16 protein-coding genes and 1 riboswitch are annotated in these 17,809 nt (G+C 39.9%); of the genes, 10 read left to right on the top strand and 6 right to left on the bottom strand.

The features are described 5' to 3' along the window. Positions 1–122 precede the first annotated feature (122 nt). A complete protein-coding gene (locus tag H605_RS0110760) occupies positions 123–1,859 on the bottom strand; it encodes a peptide ABC transporter substrate-binding protein (protein ID WP_029054213.1) in 1,737 nt (578 codons plus the stop codon). A 190-nt stretch (positions 1,860–2,049) separates the two neighbouring features. Between H605_RS0110760 and H605_RS0110765 the strand changes: the two genes are divergently transcribed. Beyond that, positions 2,050–2,394 carry a DUF3899 domain-containing protein gene (locus tag H605_RS0110765; protein ID WP_029054214.1) on the top strand — a complete coding sequence of 115 codons (345 nt, stop codon included), beginning with the start codon at positions 2,050–2,052 and terminating at the stop codon, positions 2,392–2,394. A gap of 108 nt (positions 2,395–2,502) precedes the next feature. On the opposite strand, the gene H605_RS0110770 is transcribed toward H605_RS0110765, so the two are convergent. Then, on the bottom strand, positions 2,503–3,060 hold the full coding sequence (locus H605_RS0110770; protein ID WP_029054215.1) for a YusW family protein: 558 nt from the start codon (positions 3,058–3,060) through the stop codon (positions 2,503–2,505). Between the two features lie 116 nt (positions 3,061–3,176). Here H605_RS0110770 and H605_RS0110775 point away from each other — a divergent pair, with 116 nt between their 5' ends. Beyond that, positions 3,177–4,070, top strand: a complete 894-nt coding sequence (locus tag H605_RS0110775) for a catalase (protein WP_029054216.1) — start codon at positions 3,177–3,179, stop codon at positions 4,068–4,070. 318 nt (positions 4,071–4,388) lie between these two features. Then, a complete protein-coding gene (locus H605_RS0110780; RefSeq protein WP_029054217.1) occupies positions 4,389–5,795 on the top strand; it encodes a purine-cytosine permease family protein in 1,407 nt (468 codons plus the stop codon). 225 nt (positions 5,796–6,020) lie between these two features. Here the strand turns inward: H605_RS0110780 and H605_RS0110785 are convergent, their stop codons facing one another. Next, complete coding sequence (locus H605_RS0110785; RefSeq protein WP_029054218.1) at positions 6,021–6,533, bottom strand: flavin reductase family protein; 513 nt, start codon at positions 6,531–6,533, stop codon at positions 6,021–6,023. A gap of 295 nt (positions 6,534–6,828) precedes the next feature. Between H605_RS0110785 and H605_RS0110790 the strand changes: the two genes are divergently transcribed. From H605_RS0110790 to H605_RS0110800, 3 genes are all read left to right on the top strand, one after another. Further along, the gene (locus H605_RS0110790) at positions 6,829–7,131 is read left to right on the top strand and encodes a hypothetical protein (protein WP_029054219.1); all 303 of its coding nucleotides are present in this window, start codon (positions 6,829–6,831) and stop codon (positions 7,129–7,131) included. 229 nt (positions 7,132–7,360) lie between these two features. Further along, the gene (locus H605_RS0110795) at positions 7,361–8,194 is read left to right on the top strand and encodes a gluconate 2-dehydrogenase subunit 3 family protein (protein ID WP_037561929.1); all 834 of its coding nucleotides are present in this window, start codon (positions 7,361–7,363) and stop codon (positions 8,192–8,194) included. A 17-nt stretch (positions 8,195–8,211) separates the two neighbouring features. Further along, a complete protein-coding gene (locus H605_RS0110800; RefSeq protein WP_029054221.1) occupies positions 8,212–9,957 on the top strand; it encodes a GMC family oxidoreductase in 1,746 nt (581 codons plus the stop codon). Between the two features lie 228 nt (positions 9,958–10,185). Here H605_RS0110800 and H605_RS0110805 read toward each other — a convergent pair whose 3' ends face one another. Next, positions 10,186–11,622 carry an NAD(P)H-binding protein gene (locus H605_RS0110805; RefSeq protein WP_029054222.1) on the bottom strand — a complete coding sequence of 479 codons (1,437 nt, stop codon included), beginning with the start codon at positions 11,620–11,622 and terminating at the stop codon, positions 10,186–10,188. A gap of 200 nt (positions 11,623–11,822) precedes the next feature. On the opposite strand from H605_RS0110805, the gene H605_RS0110810 reads away from it, so the two are divergent. The 4 genes from H605_RS0110810 to H605_RS0110825 all read left to right on the top strand — a co-directional run bounded on the left by H605_RS0110810 (position 11,823) and on the right by H605_RS0110825 (position 15,065). Further along, positions 11,823–12,383, top strand: a complete 561-nt coding sequence (locus tag H605_RS0110810) for a TetR/AcrR family transcriptional regulator (RefSeq protein WP_029054223.1) — start codon at positions 11,823–11,825, stop codon at positions 12,381–12,383. Positions 12,384–12,445: 62 nt separating this feature from the next. Then, the gene (locus tag H605_RS0110815) at positions 12,446–12,910 is read left to right on the top strand and encodes a GNAT family N-acetyltransferase (protein WP_029054224.1); all 465 of its coding nucleotides are present in this window, start codon (positions 12,446–12,448) and stop codon (positions 12,908–12,910) included. After that, complete coding sequence (locus H605_RS0110820) at positions 12,907–14,253, top strand: MATE family efflux transporter (protein ID WP_029054225.1); 1,347 nt, start codon at positions 12,907–12,909, stop codon at positions 14,251–14,253. The genes H605_RS0110815 and H605_RS0110820 overlap by 4 nt, the downstream gene beginning before the upstream one ends. Before the next feature lie 149 nt (positions 14,254–14,402). After that, a riboswitch (cobalamin riboswitch) is annotated at positions 14,403–14,593 on the top strand. A gap of 250 nt (positions 14,594–14,843) precedes the next feature. Next, positions 14,844–15,065, top strand: a complete 222-nt coding sequence (locus H605_RS0110825) for a hypothetical protein (protein ID WP_029054226.1) — start codon at positions 14,844–14,846, stop codon at positions 15,063–15,065. A gap of 48 nt (positions 15,066–15,113) precedes the next feature. Here H605_RS0110825 and H605_RS0110830 read toward each other — a convergent pair whose 3' ends face one another. After that, on the bottom strand, positions 15,114–17,057 hold the full coding sequence (locus tag H605_RS0110830; RefSeq protein ID WP_029054227.1) for an FtsX-like permease family protein: 1,944 nt from the start codon (positions 17,055–17,057) through the stop codon (positions 15,114–15,116). Continuing rightward, positions 17,047–17,808 (bottom strand): ABC transporter ATP-binding protein, encoded by a 762-nt coding sequence (locus H605_RS0110835; RefSeq protein WP_029054228.1) that lies wholly within the window; start codon positions 17,806–17,808, stop codon positions 17,047–17,049. Before H605_RS0110835 ends, H605_RS0110830 begins: the two co-directional genes overlap by 11 nt. Position 17,809: the final 1 nt, after the last annotated feature.

Genomic DNA, 17,809 nt, shown 5'->3' on the forward strand with positions numbered 1-17,809 from the left:
ACGTGACATTTTTCAACAAGAAATTAAATATTCTAACTATTCACTGTTACTAAAAAGAGAGTATATGGATAGTGATCCCATATACTCTCCCCTATGAAACTTGAATCCTTACAACATTGCGATTATTTACCTGAGATATATGCCCACTTGTAGCTATAGTCTGCGCCAAACGGATGATCTACTAAGCCTTTAAAGTGAGGCTTGTGTAAAAAGATCAAACCACGCTGATAAATTGGTGCAATTGCAGCATCCTCATCAAGTAGAATTTTTTCAGCTTTTGCAAATGCTTCATAACGCTCTTTAGGTTTAAGAGCTAATTCTCCTTTTGAATCTTCAATCAATTTATCGTACTCAGGGTTAGAGTAAGACATTAAGTTGTTCGTACCATCTGTTACGAATAGGTCCAAGAATGAAATCGGATCTTGGAAGTCTGGTCCCCAACCTGAAACTTGAATATCATAATCCTGGTTTCTATCTAAATCCAAACGTACAGAGAATGGTACTTCTTTTAATGAAATTGTAAGTCCCTCTAGGTTACCTTCTAATTGGGACTTAAAGTACTCGTCCATTTTCTTAGAAAGCTCAGTGTCTCCACCAAGAATTTCAAGATCAAGAGATTCAACACCTAGTTCTTCAAGACCTTTTTTCCAGTGATCTTGTGCTTCTTCCACGTTGTACTCCAAGTGGTCACCGCTCAACTCACGGAAATCTTTTTCGTTTTCATCAAATGTAAAGTTTGTAGGTACTAGGAAGTTTGCAGGTAATGAACCGTTAGCTAATACTACATCAGCCATATCTTCCTTCTCAAATGATTTAGCGATAGCTTTACGGATGTTCTCGTTCGCAAGTGGCGTTTCTTTTCCATCACGCTCTTGGTTAAACTTAAAGTAGAAAACTGATGTTTCTGGCTGAATAACAGCTTCTTCATCATCACGATATTGCATAGCTAAGTCGCCAGAAACTCCTGCGCGATCTAACTTGCCATCTTGATATAGCTTTACAGCAGTCGCAGAATCTTTAACAACGTTTACATGAATTTCATTAAGTTTTACGTTTTCTGCATCCCAGTAATGTTCATTCTTAACATAAGTCCAGCTATCGCTCGTTCCATCCCAATTAGTTAAAACGAATGGTCCATTTGAAAGAAGGCTATCAGAGTTTGTAGCGTATGCATCTGCCTTAGAAGTTACGAACTCTTCTTTAAGCGGATAGAATGTTCCGAATGACATAAGTGACAAGAAATAAGGTACTGGACGTTCAAGTGTTACTTCAAATGTCTTTTCATCTACAGCTTTAACGCCAAGCTCAGAAACTTTCATTTTTTCTTCAGAGATTGCTGTCGCGTTTTTCACTACACCAGACATCATGAATGGTCCGTAAGGTGAACCCGTCGCTGGGTCAATTGCACGCTGCCATGCATATACGAAATCATCTGCTGTTACAGGTGTTTCATCAGCCCACATAGCGTCGCGAAGTTTGAATGTATAAGTCAATCCATCTTCACTAACTTCTGCTTCTTCAGCAGCCATTGCAGGTTCTGCAATATTTTCTTGGTTTAAACGATATAAACCTTCGTTGATGTTGTTTAATACGTTGAAGCCTACCTGATCTTCTACGATTGATGAGTCAACAGATGGAATAGCTGCAGATTCAGCTAAGTATAGTACTTGCTCAGCATCTGGCTCCCCTTCTTCGTCTTTGGCATGCTGTTTTTCTTCTGGTTCTTCAGTTGCCGCATCCTTGTCCTTGTCGTCCCCGTCTGCTGGCTTTTCTTCGTCTTTCGAACCGCCACATGCAGCTAAGAACATACTTAGCACTAATGTTAGTGCCATCAATAAAAGCCACTTATTGTTCTTCAAATTGTTGACCTCCCCTTTGGTGTTTTTGAAGTACTAGCTTTTTAATTATACAAGAAAAACTTATAAATGTAAACGCTAACAATATTATTATCTTAATTTTAAACTATTATAGAAGATTCTACACATTCTGACTCGTATATTGTATGATAGACAGTAGTTCCAAACTTTATATATGAAAAGAAGGATTTCTATGAAACGTAATATTATTGTATTTCTCATATCTCAATTGATAATTGTTATTTCTGTCTATTCAGTATACGGTAAAATCTCACTACTCGGCTATATTAATGCTTCCTTTTTCGTTAGTGGGTTCCTGCTATTTATTGGTGGGGTTGTGTTTGTAGTCCGAACTGGCTTTTTTGACTTTTTTATGAAGAGTTCGCGCAAAGTATTTGCTAGAAAAGGTCAAAGAGAGGCAATCGAATCAATGCGTGCACCATCCGAAGTACTGTCGGCGAGCCCCGCTTGGGTGTTTCTTGCAGGGATGCCAACCTTCATTTTAATGTTGGTGGCGCTTGTTTTATACTATCTGTAAAAAATCTCGGCACTTCCTTTAAAGGAAATGCCGAGATTTTTAGTTTACTGATATAGTTTATTCCAAGGATACTGAGTCTTTCCATCTTCCATCTTTGATATGTCGTAATTATTTACGATCTTCTACCTCAAGCTTACTACCGTCATTGAATTTGATTTCCACTTCGAATTTTTCATAATCCGCTTGAAGATTAAAAGCTTTTAGTATGCGATCAATTGCTTCTTGTTGTGAACTGTCTTTTGTCACATCTAGATTTTCCACTTTTGAATAGACATCATCAAATGCTTCCTGACCTTTCAAATAGATTTCATTTAGTTCATCTTCTACTTTGGCTTTAATTGGTTCATTTTGATCTTGTTCAATTTCCGCTTCATACTCTTTGTCTTTCCCGTATGAAACATCTAATTCGATTTCTTTAAATGAAAGCTTATCCATTTCAGCTTGCATATCTCCTGTCGTAGAGTCAGTCGAGGAATCTGTAGTAGTATCCGGTACAGCTTCATCAGTATTTTGATTCGTACCATCAGTAGCCGGCTCTAGCGGTTGCTCCGCCGGTGGATTAACTGCATTAGAATTTTCTTTTGTTTTATCATCTGTCGCATTCGTTCCACATCCGGCCAATGCTAGCGCTATGACTGATGCTCCTGTTATTACTAAACGTTTCATAAAAACATTCCTCCCAATAGACGTTATTACTTTTAATGGTTCCCTGTTTTGCTACTTTCTAAACGGTTAATTTCATTTAATGAAGGGTATGTTGGTAAGTAAAGGAGTGAAATCAAATGAACAATCAGAATCCAATAACGGCTATCGAAGCAATTGATTCAATTGAATCAACGTTCCATACAGAAAACAATTTACGACGTGCGCATTCGACCGGAGTCGCATTTGATGCAATTTTCCAACCATCCGGGGCGGCTGTTCCATGGACAACTGCCGCTCATCTACAGAAAACGGAAGTTCCTGCTGTTGTACGGTTTTCTCACAGTTCTACAAACCCAAATCCAAATGAACGGTTGAGCCCAGTTAAAGGTATGGCCGTGCGCTTTCAATTACCTAATAATACATACACAAATTTGACAATGGTCAATGTACCGATATTCATCAGTAAAACTCCAGAAGCCTTTATTCGTCTGATACAGGCATTCGATTCAAACAGTACGTGGTCACAACGAATAGATGCACTTATGCATAATACAGAGTACAAAACATTTGGTACCATTTTGAAAGAACTGAAACCGTTTCGTAATTTTGAGTCCCTTCATTACTATTCTATCCATGCTTATTTTTTGAAGAACGCTGATCTAGAGAGGCAAGCTGTTCGATTTGAATGGCAACCTCTTACACAAAATGATGATGCTACTAGCAATTCTATGGAAAACGAACTCATTCATAAAGTCCAACAAGGACCTCCTGTACGTTTTCGCTTACTTATGCAATTAGCTGAACGAGGGGATGCAACCGCTGATCCTACCATCGCCTGGCCTGATGATCGAAAGTTAATTGAAGCAGGAATCCTTACATTGCACTCACTTCGTACAGATAACGCAGAGTCCATTGTGTTTGATCCAACAGTTACTATAAAAGGTATAGAATGCAGTGACGACCCCGTATTACACTTTCGTTCGGCCGCGTACAATGAATCCGCCAAGCGACGCGGTGTTATTAAAGCTTAGTAATAAATTACCAGATTAACATCATACGAACAACAACAATATAGTCTTATTATTACTATTTTCACTAAATAAATTACATTATTAAGGGGGACTTGTTTTTGTTTTTTTCCTAGAAAGACTATAATTATTTAGAAAATCAAGCACTTACTCTGTTACTATCACCAAGTCATCATAAACTTGATTTTTTCATTATGTTTTTGTTAAACTGATAAGGTGTCAATTCAAAGGACGAGCCAATTTCACCATCCTATATTATTAAGAACGTGCTAGCTAAGCTGGCAGAAGGGGTTGACTACTTACTACAAGGAGCTGATGTGTATGACAACGGAAGAAGAAAAAGTACTGAGTACTATGGAAGATGATGAAATAGAAAAGGATTACTCCTTAGATCGTGTACCTTTAGAAGACCGTAATAAAAGTTGGCTGAGCATTACGAATATCACATTCGGAATCGCAACTGCCATCTTTTATTTCCAAATGGGTAGCGTCATGGCTTTGCAATTCGGTGCACCAAACGCTATCGTATCGGCTATTTACGCCATCATAGTAGCTGGTTTGCTTGGTACCGTAATTGCGTACTTATCCGCAAAATCAGGCATGAACGTTAACCTTTTATCACGGAGTGGCGGATTTGGCTATATTGGCTCATCGCTAACTTCATTGATATACGCCTCAAACTTCATTATGTATTGCGCGTTTGAAGGGTTAATTCTCGTATCTGCAGTTCATTATTTTACGCCTGACTTTCCTAAGTGGATTTTGATTGTTATTTTCGGGACTCTTGTTATTCCACTGAACTGGTTCGGAATCGAGCAGCTGGACAAACTTCAAAAATGGTCCATGCCAGTATTTATGATATTCCTAGTTGCAGCCATTGTCGTATCGTTCATTAAACCGGCTGTTTATACAGGATCTGTCTTCTCTTATATGCCCGAAGGTGTTCAGTTTGGAGGAACGGCATTATTGTTCTGTATCGGGATGCATAATGGAATTATGGGACTGACCGCTCTACTCGCTTCAGACTATGCTCGTTTCCTAAAACCATCTGATCGAAAGTTCGGTTCAATTGCAATCGGTTTCATTCCGCAGATTTTCTGTTATGGAGTAATGGGCGGACTTGGTATTTGGTTCGGTGTTCGATTCTTGGAAAAAGATCCAGGCGTATACATCGTCCTATTGCTGGGAATCGGTGGCGCATTGTTTACAATGCTGACGCAGTTACGAATTAACGTAACCAATATTTACAGTAGTTCCCTATCGCTTTCGAATTTCTTTGAGAATGTGTTCCGATTCACGCCTGGCCGCAGGTTCTGGGTAGTAATCTCAGCTACAAGTGCGATCTTACTGATGCTCGGTGGAATTGTGGATCATCTAGATACTGTCATGACATTCCAAGGTGTGTTTCTATTTTCGTGGGCTGCCATTCTTGTGACGGATGCATTGGTTGTCAAAAAGTGGCTGAAGATAGGGCCAACTTATTACGTTTCAAGACAAGAATATTTGTATAAATGGAATCCTGTCGGTGTCGCTTCATTACTGATAGCCAGTGCATTTGGTGCCATCGCGGCATCTGGTTATCTGGGCGTATTCCTACAATCCACAGCCGCATTTGTCGCTTCCATACTAGCCGCGATATTGACAGTAGTAATCGCTATATATACTAAAGGTAAATATTACTTAGTACGCGAACCAAATGATATTACAGCGGATGATAAATTAGGGTAATAATGAGTTACTCTTAAAAACAGGACTTCTGAACAGAAGTCCTGTTTTTATTTCAGGTTAATAAAACAACATAACAGTTATACGCAAAGAGAAATGGACTATGCTAGCGCTGCTGGTAAGCAAGAGCGTGTAGCTATAGAAACTAGTAATTTTTCTAAAGGTGACATAAAGAAAAGCCGTCTCGTTAAGGAGACGGCTTTATATATAGGCCTATATGCTTCAAATTTACGCTTTGTCATCTTGTTGGTAGAAAACAGGTGGCACAGACCCAAACACTCTACGGTGATACAACATAGGGTCTTTATTTTTCTCCACTTGCAGATCTACTACTTCACCAATAATGATCGTGTGATCTCCTGCTTCAATCGTTTGGAACGTCTTACACTCAAACACACCAAATGCATCTTCAATAATTGGTACGCCATTATCCGACATTTCCCATTCACATGTAGAGAAACGATCTTCTACACGGCTCGCGAATGTATTACAAAGCTCTTTTTGATCTCCTGCAAGTACGTGTACAGCAAATTTACCGCCTTCCGTGAATGCTTTAATAGAAGAAACTCTATGATCAATAGACCATAAAAGAAGCATTGGATCCAAGGATACAGAGGCGAACGAGTTTACTGTCAGTCCAACTGGTGTGCCATCTTCAGTTACTGCAGTAACGACTGTTACACCAGTTGGATAATTCCCCATAATTTCTTTGAACAAATTTTGTTGTTCTTCTTTTTTCATGAAATATTCTCTCCTTTATAAATAAGCCCATTTGAGTAACAGATCTAGTCCATCACTATGTGAGTTAGGCATGTCTATATCCATCATAGCACTTTCAACACCATTCTTCAGTTTTCTCCTCTTGTTATATAGTTTTCTTATAGTTTATGTACCTTTACAACTGTTTGCTATCTCTCTCGCTAATTTTGTTATCAGTACTAAAGAATCACTTCTAGTTTTATATGTTTACAAAATATAAATAGGGATATTATTAGTATATGAACGATTATCAAACATCTAGAGGAGGATATTTATAATGGATTTAAATAAGCTAAAGAAAAATAATTTATTAAAAGTGGGAGCAGCTGCAATTCTTTCTGTTGGTGTCCTTAGCGCTTGTGGAGACGATGATCCAGTTATCGATGAGAATGACGATGTTGAAGTAGATCAACCAGCAGATGTTACTCCAAATGAAGATGTAGATGTGAATGAACCAGCAGATGATACTACTAACGACGACGTAGATGTGGATGAGCCAGCAGATGATACTACAAACGACGACGTAGATGTAGATGAGCCAGAAGTAGATATGGAACAAGATGCTGAAGAGAAAAACTAATTAAAATAAATCAATAGTAAAAACGTGAAGCCCCTGAAATCGCTTAAGTAATTTCAGGGGCTTTTTATTCCACAATATTTATTCGGAATATTCAATTATTTAATGAACTACATTATTTCAATCTACAAAAACTCTTTATTATGTATAAACTCTACACATTCAACACAATATGATACGTAGTAGTGCATTGGTAAAATTTGAAAGTCGTATGTACAAGGAGGAGAACAAAGTGACAGAACCTAGACAACCTGAGGATACACAAAAAGGGATCAGTCGTAGAAATTTCATGAAGAATACCGGCTTATTGGCTGGAGGTTTAGTTGGCGGATCATTATTCGGTGGCTTATTGACTAATCAGCTCCAAAAACCAGGCGAACCTACAGACTCAGGGAAAGAAGTCGGCCATTTACTCGAAGCTCGGACTTTTTTCAGTAATGGCGAGGACTTTCTTATCCTATCCGCTGCTACTGAAAGGATATTTCCGAAAGATGATTTAGGCCCCGGTGCTATCGAACTTGGTGTACCTTACTTTATCGATCGACAACTTGCCGGCGAATGGGGTATGAACGGAAAAGAATATATGAAAGGGCCGTTTTTACAGACAGGTACCGTAGATGCATATGAAAGCCAAGCAGACACGAACCAAGACACAGGTCCAAACGCCGATACGCAAGTACCTACACCAGCCGTCAGATATCAAACTCCTATGACAAGAGGAGATATCTTCCTAGAAGGTGTACATGCATTAGAAAAAACGGCACAAGAGAAATTCGAAACAAATTTCCCTAAGCTAGAGCCGGAGCAACAAGATGAAATTTTGCAGATGTTCGACGATGGAAAAGCGAAGATGAACGGTGTCGCTTCGACAACGTTCTTTAATCTGCTATTACAAACAACTATTGAAGGTGCGTATGCTGATCCGGTCTATGGTGGGAACCGCAATATGGAAGGCTGGAGGATGAAGGAGTTCCCTGGTCCACGTATGAGCTATACAGCAGATATCGAAAAAGAGGACTTCATCGTAATGAAGCCTGAAAGCTTACGGAATTACCAAGGACACTGATAACAGGAGGAACTCATATGGCGAAAAAACTAAAAAAAGTAGATGTAGTCGTAGTAGGAAGTGGTTGGGCAGGTGGTGTAGTTTCTGCCGAGCTAGCGAAAGCTGGCTATCAGGTAGTAACGCTGGAACGGGGTAAAAAGCAGGACCGACAAGATTATATAGGTGTTAAAGATGAATTACGTTATACAGATCGTTACGAGATGATGCAAAATCTATCACCTGAAACGATTACATCACGGGTGAAACTGGAAGACACCGCTCTTCCCGTCCGCACAAGAGCAGAAATGATGGCTGGGACTGATTTAGGTGGGGGTAGTGTGCACTGGGCAGGTGCTACATATCGCTGGAGAGCTATCGACTTTGAATTACGTTCCAAGACCATTGAACGGTATGGCAAGGAAAAAATTCCTGAGGGCATGACGATCCAAGACTGGGGTATTACGTATGATGAGATGGAGCCTTATTACGATAAATGGGAGAAAACTGCCGGAATTTCAGGTGAGCCTGATCCGCTTGGCGACAAGCGTTCAAATGATTACCCTAACCCTCCTATGCTAGCATCACCTGCCGTGAAACTGTTTAAAGAAACAACGGAGAGAATGGGTTATCATCCATTCCAAGTCGCTTCCGGTAACTTATCACAAGCCTACACCAATCCGGACGGTGAAAAATTAAATGCTTGTATGTTCTGCTCTTATTGTACGATGTATGGCTGTGATTTCACGGCTAAATCGGATCCATTGGCTACAGTTATTCCGACTGCGCGCAAATCTGGAAACTGCGAAATTCGTACCAATTCTTTAGTGCGTCGTGTACTGCATAAAGACGGTAAAGCAACCGGTGTAATGTTTACTGATACACGGACAGGTATTGAATATGAACAACCAGCAGACGTTGTTGTATTAGGGGCATTTTCATTCACCAACAATCGCTTGTTGATGCTGTCAAAAATTGGGACACCATATGATCCAACAACACGCAAAGGAACCATTGGACGTAACTTTAATGGGCAATTCAATATCACATTCCTTGGGGCAAGAGGATTCTTTGAAAAGAAGAAGTTCAACCTCTACATGGGTGCAGGTGCGCTTGGTGGTACTTTGAGTGACTTTGCCGGTGATAACTTTGACCACTCTAATGTAGATTTCATCAATGGTGGCGGTATCGAATTACGTCAATATGGCGATGGGGCTATTGCATCAAACCACGTCCCAAGTGGCACGCCGAAATGGGGACCTGAGTTCAAGAAAAAATCGATCCATTATGCGAATCGCTCGCTAGTAGCATGGTATACTCCAGCTGTTATGTCATGGTGGCATAATTACGTGGATCTAGATCCAACATACAAAGATGAATACGGAGATCCCCTATTACGTATTACAAATCGTTACACAGATCATGATCGGAACATGGCCAAATTCGGAATTGAAAAGTGTAGTGAAATCATGAAAGAAATGGGCGCTGATATCGTCGATGAAGATGAAGTGCCTGAAGAGTTCGATCATATATATTCGGGTGGTCACTATGCGGGCGGAATTATTATGGGGGCCGACCCTGAAACATCCGCAGTGAATAACTACCTTCAAATGTGGGAAATGGATAACCTATTCGTAGTGGGCGGTTCAGCATTCCCTCAATTCGGAGGACATCACCCCACTTCAACAATCGGCGCGTTGGCATATCGTGCTGCTGAAGGCGTAGAGAAGTATTTAAAAGAAGGCGGCCAGCTTGCAGAAGCCAAGCAAGAAACATTAAACGCATAATGAGCCAGGCAGTCCGAAAGATGCCGTTGCTTTTGTTCTACGCTTTCCATAGTTTACGTAGTATGTAAAAATTAGTACATTTCATAAATTAACGGGGTTGTTGCATAAACCTCTTACCGTCGAAGACTTACGTAATAACCATCTGAAGTATATAGCAAGGCTCATCCATCCCAGACGCTAAAGAAAAGCTCGGATCGGCAGTGTAATACCGCCAATCCGAGCTTTTCTTTATCGCACATTAGAAACAACAATGCCTAATCGACCACGTTCAATAGCACTCAACTTATACATATGCTGGCGGAAACAAGACATGACAAACGTGTGCATATTGGCTTGTGTGACGTAATAGACAAACCATGGTATAGATGGTAAATAGTCATGAATCGCAATGATTACTTCATTCGATCCTGGAATCTTTCGGAACTCCATTCTGCCGCGTTCATTGGAATCAGGATCCATTAATAGGCCGCCCGTTATATAGTAAAGTGAGCGATCTTTTGTACTACGATCTGCAGAATAACTTAACTCGAGCAATGTCCGATTACCGAGGAAACCGATTCGGCAATTTAACTGGTCGTCTACGTCGGTTTTCACCCAAGGATTCAAGAGCGTAGAAAGCCATTTTACGTAATAACGTGCAGTTTCATCCGCAGTCCAGTTATAAGGTAATTCAATTCTTTGCACTGAACGAACATCTTGCTTAAGCGGCCCCATTGTTGGCTTCTTCTTTGACACTTCTTTTTCTTTCAATTCCGCCTCCAGTGCTTCTCTTGCAGCTTGAATGAACGGGATTTCTCCATCACTAATCCCTTCCATGTAACGCTCGGAATGGACGACCATTGGATGTTTCAAACTCTCCACTAACGGATACACAATCTCTTTTGGTGTTTGTGTAACTAAACGTAACCAGAGCCTCGACAGACTTAAGGAGAAGAATGGCACATCTAACATTTTTGATCGCGTTCCCGCTACTTCAGCAGTCTTCACCATCATCGACTTATACGTCATGACTTCGGGGCCGCCTATATCCATAGATCGTTGCGCGGGTTCAAAGTCCAATATTAATGAGCTTAATGATTTTATCACATCATCCAGTGCTACAGGCTGTGTATTAGAGCGTGTCCACTTAGGTAAAATCATTACTGGAAGCCTTCTAACTAGCTTTGATAAAATCGGGAAAGAAGAACCTTTTGGACCGACAATTAGCCCTGCACGTAATGCGGTAACAGGAACGTTATATGAGCGTAAAATCCGTTCTACTTCTAAACGGCTTTTCAAATGGCGTGATAAATCTTTTTCATCTTCATCGGGGCTAATTCCGCCCAAATAAACAATTTGTTTAATTCCTTGTTTTTTAGCTGCCTGCGCAAAGTTATCCGCTAAAATAACATCCATATCTTCAAAAGTACCTTGAGATAATTTCGCTGATTTTAGCATAGAATGTACGAGATATACCGCAATGTCCGCACCAGCCAAGCTCTTCTCAGCATCTTTCATAGAAAACAGATCACAAGACCGCCACTCAACGTCTTTCGTATTCTCCCGCCGATCTCCATTTCGTGACAGACCAATAACTTTTGCTTTTCCTTTTAGCTTTTTCAATAAATTATTGCTTATATATCCACTAGCACCCGCAACGGCTACAACCAATTTCCCTTCTCCCATACAACTCCCACCCTCTCTCGTACGTGTACAGTAAAACTACCCTGTATAAGGAGTTTATAAGCCTATATAATTAAATAATATTGTTTTTAAGTAGCGGTCTTTGCTTTTTATATTAAAAGTACTTATACTAGATAAGAACGATGAAAACTGTATATGTTTTTTTAGTTTTCATTCGGTATATACGGATAGGGGTACGATAAATGAAAGCACGTATTATGAAAGCTTTCCTCGAAGAAGTTCATGAAAAAAGTATGAAGTTTACGATGGATGATCTAGCCAAAAGACTAGGTATCAGCAAACGGACATTATACGAACACTTTTCTTCGAAAACGGAAATTTTAGATGCGATGATCGACTCGACATTACAGGAGTTCGACGAAAAAACCGATATCATTATGAAAGACGATGAACTACATCTTGTCGATAAGATTAAGAAAGTCATTACGGTCATACCGAAATACAATGACTTTTATAACTGGCAAATACTTGATCAAATGAGAAAAACACATCCCCAACAATGGGAGCGAGTACACGCTGCACTTCATGAATGGGATGAACTTCGTGAATTAATTGAACAAGGAATTCATGAAGGGATCATTGCAGATCAAAACGTAGAGTTACTTATGAAGTTGATTATAGATGCGACCAACTCTACACTTGATCGAAAGTTTTTCTACGAAAATCGTATGACGGTAACCGAAGCATTGGATTCCATTGTTGATATCCTGTTGTTCGGATTTATTAAGAAAAGTGATGACTAAATAAACTAATAAAACAAAAGAAGTTTTACTGTTTTACAAAAAAATGAAAGCGAGATGGAATTATGAGCCTCCACGCATGTGAGGTAACGAATGAAAATTGGCAGGATGTTGCCTATTTATCCGTACACGAAAACCAAAAGAACTTTATTGAAAGCAATTCATTTTCACTAGCACAATCTCAATTCGAACCAGAATGGAAGTCCATTGGATTATATGATGGAGAGGAATTAGTCGGCTATGCTATGCATGGACGTGAAGCAGATGGAGACGTATGGCTTGATCGCTTTATGATAGATCAGCATCACCAAGGCAAAGGTTATGCTAGCAGATTTCTTAAACTTCTACTTACGAGAATGGAAGAAAAGTATCAATGCAACAAGATATATTTAAGTATTTATCCAAGTAATAAAGCCGCACAGCATTTATATGAAAAATTCGGTTTTAAGTTAAATGGTAAAATTGATGATGTAGGTGAATTCCCTTGTCTCATCATGGAACTTGATCTTCAAAGGAGCCCTGTGCAATGAGTTCTTCTTCACCCAAGTTCAATAAATTGGATACTGAGCCAGTAGGACGTATCTTTTTACGTTATTTAATACCGTCAACTGTCGGTATGTTGCTGATGGCAATCAATATTGTGGCGGATGGTATCATGGTCGGTAATCGATTGGGTGCAGAAGCATTGGCGGGAGTCGGAATTTCGGCTCCCGTTTATACCATCTTTTTTGCTATTTCTTTATGGATTGGTATAGGTGCCGCCACAAAATACTCGATGGCAATGGGTGCTAAAGATGTGCTTAAAGCTCGTTCGATTTTCACGCATGCAATCATTTCCATTTTCTTATTCACCATTATATTAGGCTTAACCGCCTTTATTTTTAGAGATTCGCTAGCATACGCACTTGGAGCGAATACCACTACATTTCCTTATGTATCGCAATATTTATTTGTGATTTTACTGTTTGGCTTTATCTTTACTATAGAAAATACATTTAGTATTTTCGTGCGTAACGATGGAGCACCGAACCTTTCGATGGCTGGGTTAATTGTGACGTCGGTCGTCAACATCATCTTGAATTATGTGTTCTTATTCATTTTGGATTACGGTGTTGCCGGTGCTGCAACCGCTACAATTATCGCTTCCTTTATGGGCATGTTAGTACTGCTCGCCCACTTCTTTAAGAAGAATAATAACTTAAAATTGATTCGCTTAAAGTTCAATAAAAAGCTGTTCCTAGCCATTCTTTTCATCGGATTCCCGAGCTTCCTTTCCGAGTTGGGAATTTCCTTCTTTACCATTACACATAATATTGCGTTCGAACGGATGGCCGGTACAGAAGGTGTTGCGGCATTCTCTATTTTGAACTATGTGCACAGTGTCATGCTTATGCTATTCCTCGGGATGGGTGGTGCGATTCAGCCGCTGATCAGTTATTATCAAGGCTCTGGTAACCGGATAAGGATGAAGGAAACCATTAAAAAGGCCACTCTCACAGTCGTCATCGCGGGTGCTGTGTTCTTCCTTGTCGGACAGTTTGCAGCAGGCCCTATCGTGTCTATTTTCGGAGACTTCCCGCAAGCTGTCAGAGATTTAGCTACTACTGGAATTAATCTATTCTTCTTTGCCTATTTGTTCACAGGTACGAACTTTGTCATGATGACTTATTATCAATCTGTCGGCAATGTACGGATGGCCACTTGGATCACCGCTTCACGCGAAATCATTGTCATGTTGATTTTCTTGATGATCTTGCCACGCATCTTCGGATTGAATGGTATTTGGTTATCCATTCCCGCTTCTGAGCTTGTCGTATTTATTGGCGTGTATTTATACCAAAGGAACGCTACTCGACATTCGTTAATCGGCTAGGCACTGGTCTATAGAACGGTACGGAAACATAAATCATTGTTCTAAGCAGCGCGTTCCATAGAATTAGTGTGAGTACGTGTTGTAGTAGAGAATGTTGCACTATTTTTGTTCCTTTCATCAATAAGAGTGCTATACTGAAAGAGCAACTGAATATCGTGTTAGAGATAGGTGCGTTTATTTTTCTTAAACGCTTAAAAGGGAAATTGGTGAAAAACCGATGCTGTCCCGCAACTGTGAGTTGGAGTATAATTCGTTACCACTGTTTCACCGTAAGGGAAATGGGAAGGTGAATTATACGTTGAAGACGAGCCAGGAGACCTGCCTAGATCAGTACACACCAATACCCTACGCGGATAGGAGGTGTCAAGTGCGGCTTATGAAAAATCATACACAAGCCGACGTACGAAAAAACGGAATCAGGACATTCATTAGGTGGCTTCGATATAGTTTCTATCGATCCAGCATATGTGTATTTCCTGCCGAACCGTTTAATTCGTCACGGCTTCCCACTTAACATCCTTCCAGGTATTTACCGGAAGGATGTTTTTTATGTCAACGAATCCATACAAACACGATGAGGAGAATGAATTATGCACAATCAAACAATTGATGATTTTACAAACTTATTAAAGGACACATTGATGTCGGATCGAGTGAGCACTCACTCTACTCCCCTTCCTATACTAGTGGAAAATGTAAAGAAACAAATTGCTGAAGACACTTCAAATGACTCTGCAGAAAAAAGTAAACAACTAGCTAATTTAGATAAAGCATATCAAATCGTAGTTGCTGAATTAGTAGGTAGTAACTAATTCGCAATAAAACACCCCTGACCTTGCAGTGTCAGGGGTGTTACTGCGTTATAAAGAATCTTTAATCACACGCTTATAATTCAATACGGAAAGCAAGCCAAATATAGAATAAAGCGCTGTGTATATGAACATCACAATAATCGTGGGCGCCAGCATTTCAGTACCGAATAAGAACCAGCCGGATTTCACCGCGAAATAGCTGTGGAAGAGACCAACGACTAACGGAATACCGAAATTAAATAACTGCTTTCGTTGAACCCCTTTTAGCAAATCAGTTTGTGTATAGCCGAGTTTACGAAGAATAGTGTAGTTCGATTTTTCATCTTCACTTTCGTCCATTTGTTTAAAGTATAAGATGCAGCCAGAAGTGACAAGGAAAGCGAGGCCGAGGAATCCCACGATGAACATGATCATGCCTGCACCTTGCATTTGTTTCGTTCTTTCCTCAAATTTCGATTCATGCCCTGCCCAGTCGTTTACTCCCAACACATTAAATAGTTCATTCGCTTTTTCTAGATCATTCTCATTCTCGATATCCACTCCATGATACTTAGTGAATTCCGATGTTATGGAAGGATCTTTATCTTCATTCATTTTCCTAAATACTTGATCATCCACTACCGCGACAACGAAAGCATAGGTCACACGCGTTGGGAGGATAGCTGTTTTTTCTATTCCTTTCAGTGTTAGATCATACATATGCTCTTTGCCTCGAAATACAATTTGCTGATCCGCTTGAAATTTCATGAAGTTTTCCGTCAAGCTATCGAAGTTAACAAAGAGCACTTCCTTTTCTGCTACGTCTATCTCCGGTAATCCTTTATCACTAATAACGATCATTTCTGTATCGGTATAACTTATATCTTGACTATCCCCACCGGCAATAGATAGTACTCTCGATAAATCAACAGGTGTATTCAATAGATCGATAGCTGTCTCTGTATAGGCGATGCCTTTACTTTCAAGCGCCTGTGTAAATTCCGTTGCACGCGTAGTATCAGGAATAGTAAAGTCGGCCGGAATAGTTCGCTCTACTGACTTCTCTACTGAGTAATACGAAATATAACTTAACGAAAGTAACGCGATAGATAGCGCAGATACCGATGTAATAATCATTAATAGAAAAGAATTCGATTTCATTCGAAACATAATTGAAGAGAGAGACAGCACGTCGTTAACGTTCAGATATCCTCCTTTACGTTTACGAATCAGGTTAAAGATAAAGCTAACGGAGCCTTTATAGAACAAATACGTTCCCATGACAACAGAAGCTAGTATGATGATCATCACCAGAAATAGCTGATCGCCTAGGAACACACTACTAAATAATCGGGATGATAAATAATAGCCGAATACAATGAGTAGAATACCGGACACACCGACAACCGCCTGGAATACTGTCATCTTTTTGACCCGCTGTTGCGTCACGGTTGTTACACGGAACAAAGATAATATACTTTGTCGTTTAATGAATAGCGCATTCATGATCAAAATAAATATAAAGATTACCGCAAATACGATCAGCGTTTGAAGTAATGCCGCGGAAGAGAAACGTAAAGTTGCAACATCCGTTACACCAGTGACCTTAAATAGAATGAGCATGAGTAATCGTGACATCGAAAACCCTAAGAGTATCCCTATAACGAGAGAGCCGATATATAACACGAAATTCTCTACACTTAAAATACGGAAAACGGTTCCTTTCGTCATCCCGATCAATTGGAATAATCCAATCTCCTTACTGCGTCGCTTAATAAATAGATTGTTAGCATATAGCAAGAATACAGACACGATAACAATTAGAAATACTGAACCTGTTTTAATAGCTGCAGCACCTTTCACTCCTCCTGTTGCATCGTCCAATGCTGGATCAAATTGCAGCGTTACAAATGAAAAGTACAAGCCTACGCTAAAAACTAAAGCAAAGATATACACATAATAATGCTTGATATTTTTCTTGATATTGCGGAAAATCAGTTGATTAAGCGTCATGTTGCACACCACCCAACACACCTTGCGTTTTGATGATGTCATTAAAAAATTTGTTACGCGTTTGGTCTCCTTTATTCAGTTGCGTGTAGATTTGTCCATCTTTGATGAACACTACACGTTCACTAAAACTTGCGGCGAGAGGATCATGAGTAACCATGACGATAGAGGCATTTCTCTTCATATTGAGATCACTTAGTTTGTTCAACAAATCGGATGCTGCTTTTGAGTCAAGAGCGCCTGTTGGTTCATCCGCAAAAATGATGCTTGGATCATGGATAAATGCTCGTGCCGCGGACGTTCTTTGCTTTTGACCACCTGAAATTTCATTTGGATATTTAGTAGCAATTTCGGTAATACCCAATTCATCCGCCACTGCAAGGAATTTTTCATTGGCTAGTTTTCTTGATACTTTCTGCACCGATAGTGGAAGTAGTATGTTTTCTTTTACTGTTAACGTATCGAGTAGGTTATAGTCCTGAAAGATGAAGCCTAAATGACGTTTTCGGAATTCCGCCATTTGCTTTTCTTTCATATCGTTGAGGTTCTGCCCTTCTATGCTGATCGTTCCCTGGCTAACCCGATCAATGGATGAAAGAACGTTCAGTAGAGTAGTTTTCCCCGATCCCGATGCCCCCATGATGCTGACGAATTCACCTTTTTGTACTTCAAGGTCCAACGCGCGTAACACTTCCTGTTTATTGAATTTATTGCCATATGTTTTATAGATTTTCGTTGCTTGTAAAATTACCATA

It is taken from the genome of Sporosarcina ureae DSM 2281, assembly GCF_000425545.1.
GTDB classification, from domain to species: domain Bacteria; phylum Bacillota; class Bacilli; order Bacillales_A; family Planococcaceae; genus Sporosarcina; species Sporosarcina ureae.

What these genes read in the sequence shown, in the direction of transcription:
- H605_RS0110805 (WP_029054222.1), bottom strand. Translation starts at nt 11,622, where the DNA reads ATGGGAGAAGGGAAATTGGTTGTAGCCGTTGCGGGTGCTAGTGGATAT.
- H605_RS0110785 (WP_029054218.1), bottom strand. Translation starts at nt 6,533, where the DNA reads ATGAAAAAAGAAGAACAACAAAATTTGTTCAAAGAAATTATGGGGAAT.
- H605_RS0110775 (WP_029054216.1), top strand. Translation starts at nt 3,177, where the DNA reads ATGAACAATCAGAATCCAATAACGGCTATCGAAGCAATTGATTCAATT.
- H605_RS0110770 (WP_029054215.1), bottom strand. Translation starts at nt 3,060, where the DNA reads ATGAAACGTTTAGTAATAACAGGAGCATCAGTCATAGCGCTAGCATTG.
- H605_RS0110780 (WP_029054217.1), top strand. Translation starts at nt 4,389, where the DNA reads ATGACAACGGAAGAAGAAAAAGTACTGAGTACTATGGAAGATGATGAA.
- H605_RS0110800 (WP_029054221.1), top strand. Translation starts at nt 8,212, where the DNA reads ATGGCGAAAAAACTAAAAAAAGTAGATGTAGTCGTAGTAGGAAGTGGT.
- H605_RS0110820 (WP_029054225.1), top strand. Translation starts at nt 12,907, where the DNA reads ATGAGTTCTTCTTCACCCAAGTTCAATAAATTGGATACTGAGCCAGTA.
- H605_RS0110765 (WP_029054214.1), top strand. Translation starts at nt 2,050, where the DNA reads ATGAAACGTAATATTATTGTATTTCTCATATCTCAATTGATAATTGTT.
- H605_RS0110825 (WP_029054226.1), top strand. Translation starts at nt 14,844, where the DNA reads ATGCACAATCAAACAATTGATGATTTTACAAACTTATTAAAGGACACA.
- H605_RS0110835 (WP_029054228.1), bottom strand. Translation starts at nt 17,808, where the DNA reads ATGGTAATTTTACAAGCAACGAAAATCTATAAAACATATGGCAATAAA.
- H605_RS0110810 (WP_029054223.1), top strand. Translation starts at nt 11,823, where the DNA reads ATGAAAGCACGTATTATGAAAGCTTTCCTCGAAGAAGTTCATGAAAAA.
- H605_RS0110790 (WP_029054219.1), top strand. Translation starts at nt 6,829, where the DNA reads ATGGATTTAAATAAGCTAAAGAAAAATAATTTATTAAAAGTGGGAGCA.
- H605_RS0110830 (WP_029054227.1), bottom strand. Translation starts at nt 17,057, where the DNA reads ATGACGCTTAATCAACTGATTTTCCGCAATATCAAGAAAAATATCAAG.
- H605_RS0110815 (WP_029054224.1), top strand. Translation starts at nt 12,446, where the DNA reads ATGAGCCTCCACGCATGTGAGGTAACGAATGAAAATTGGCAGGATGTT.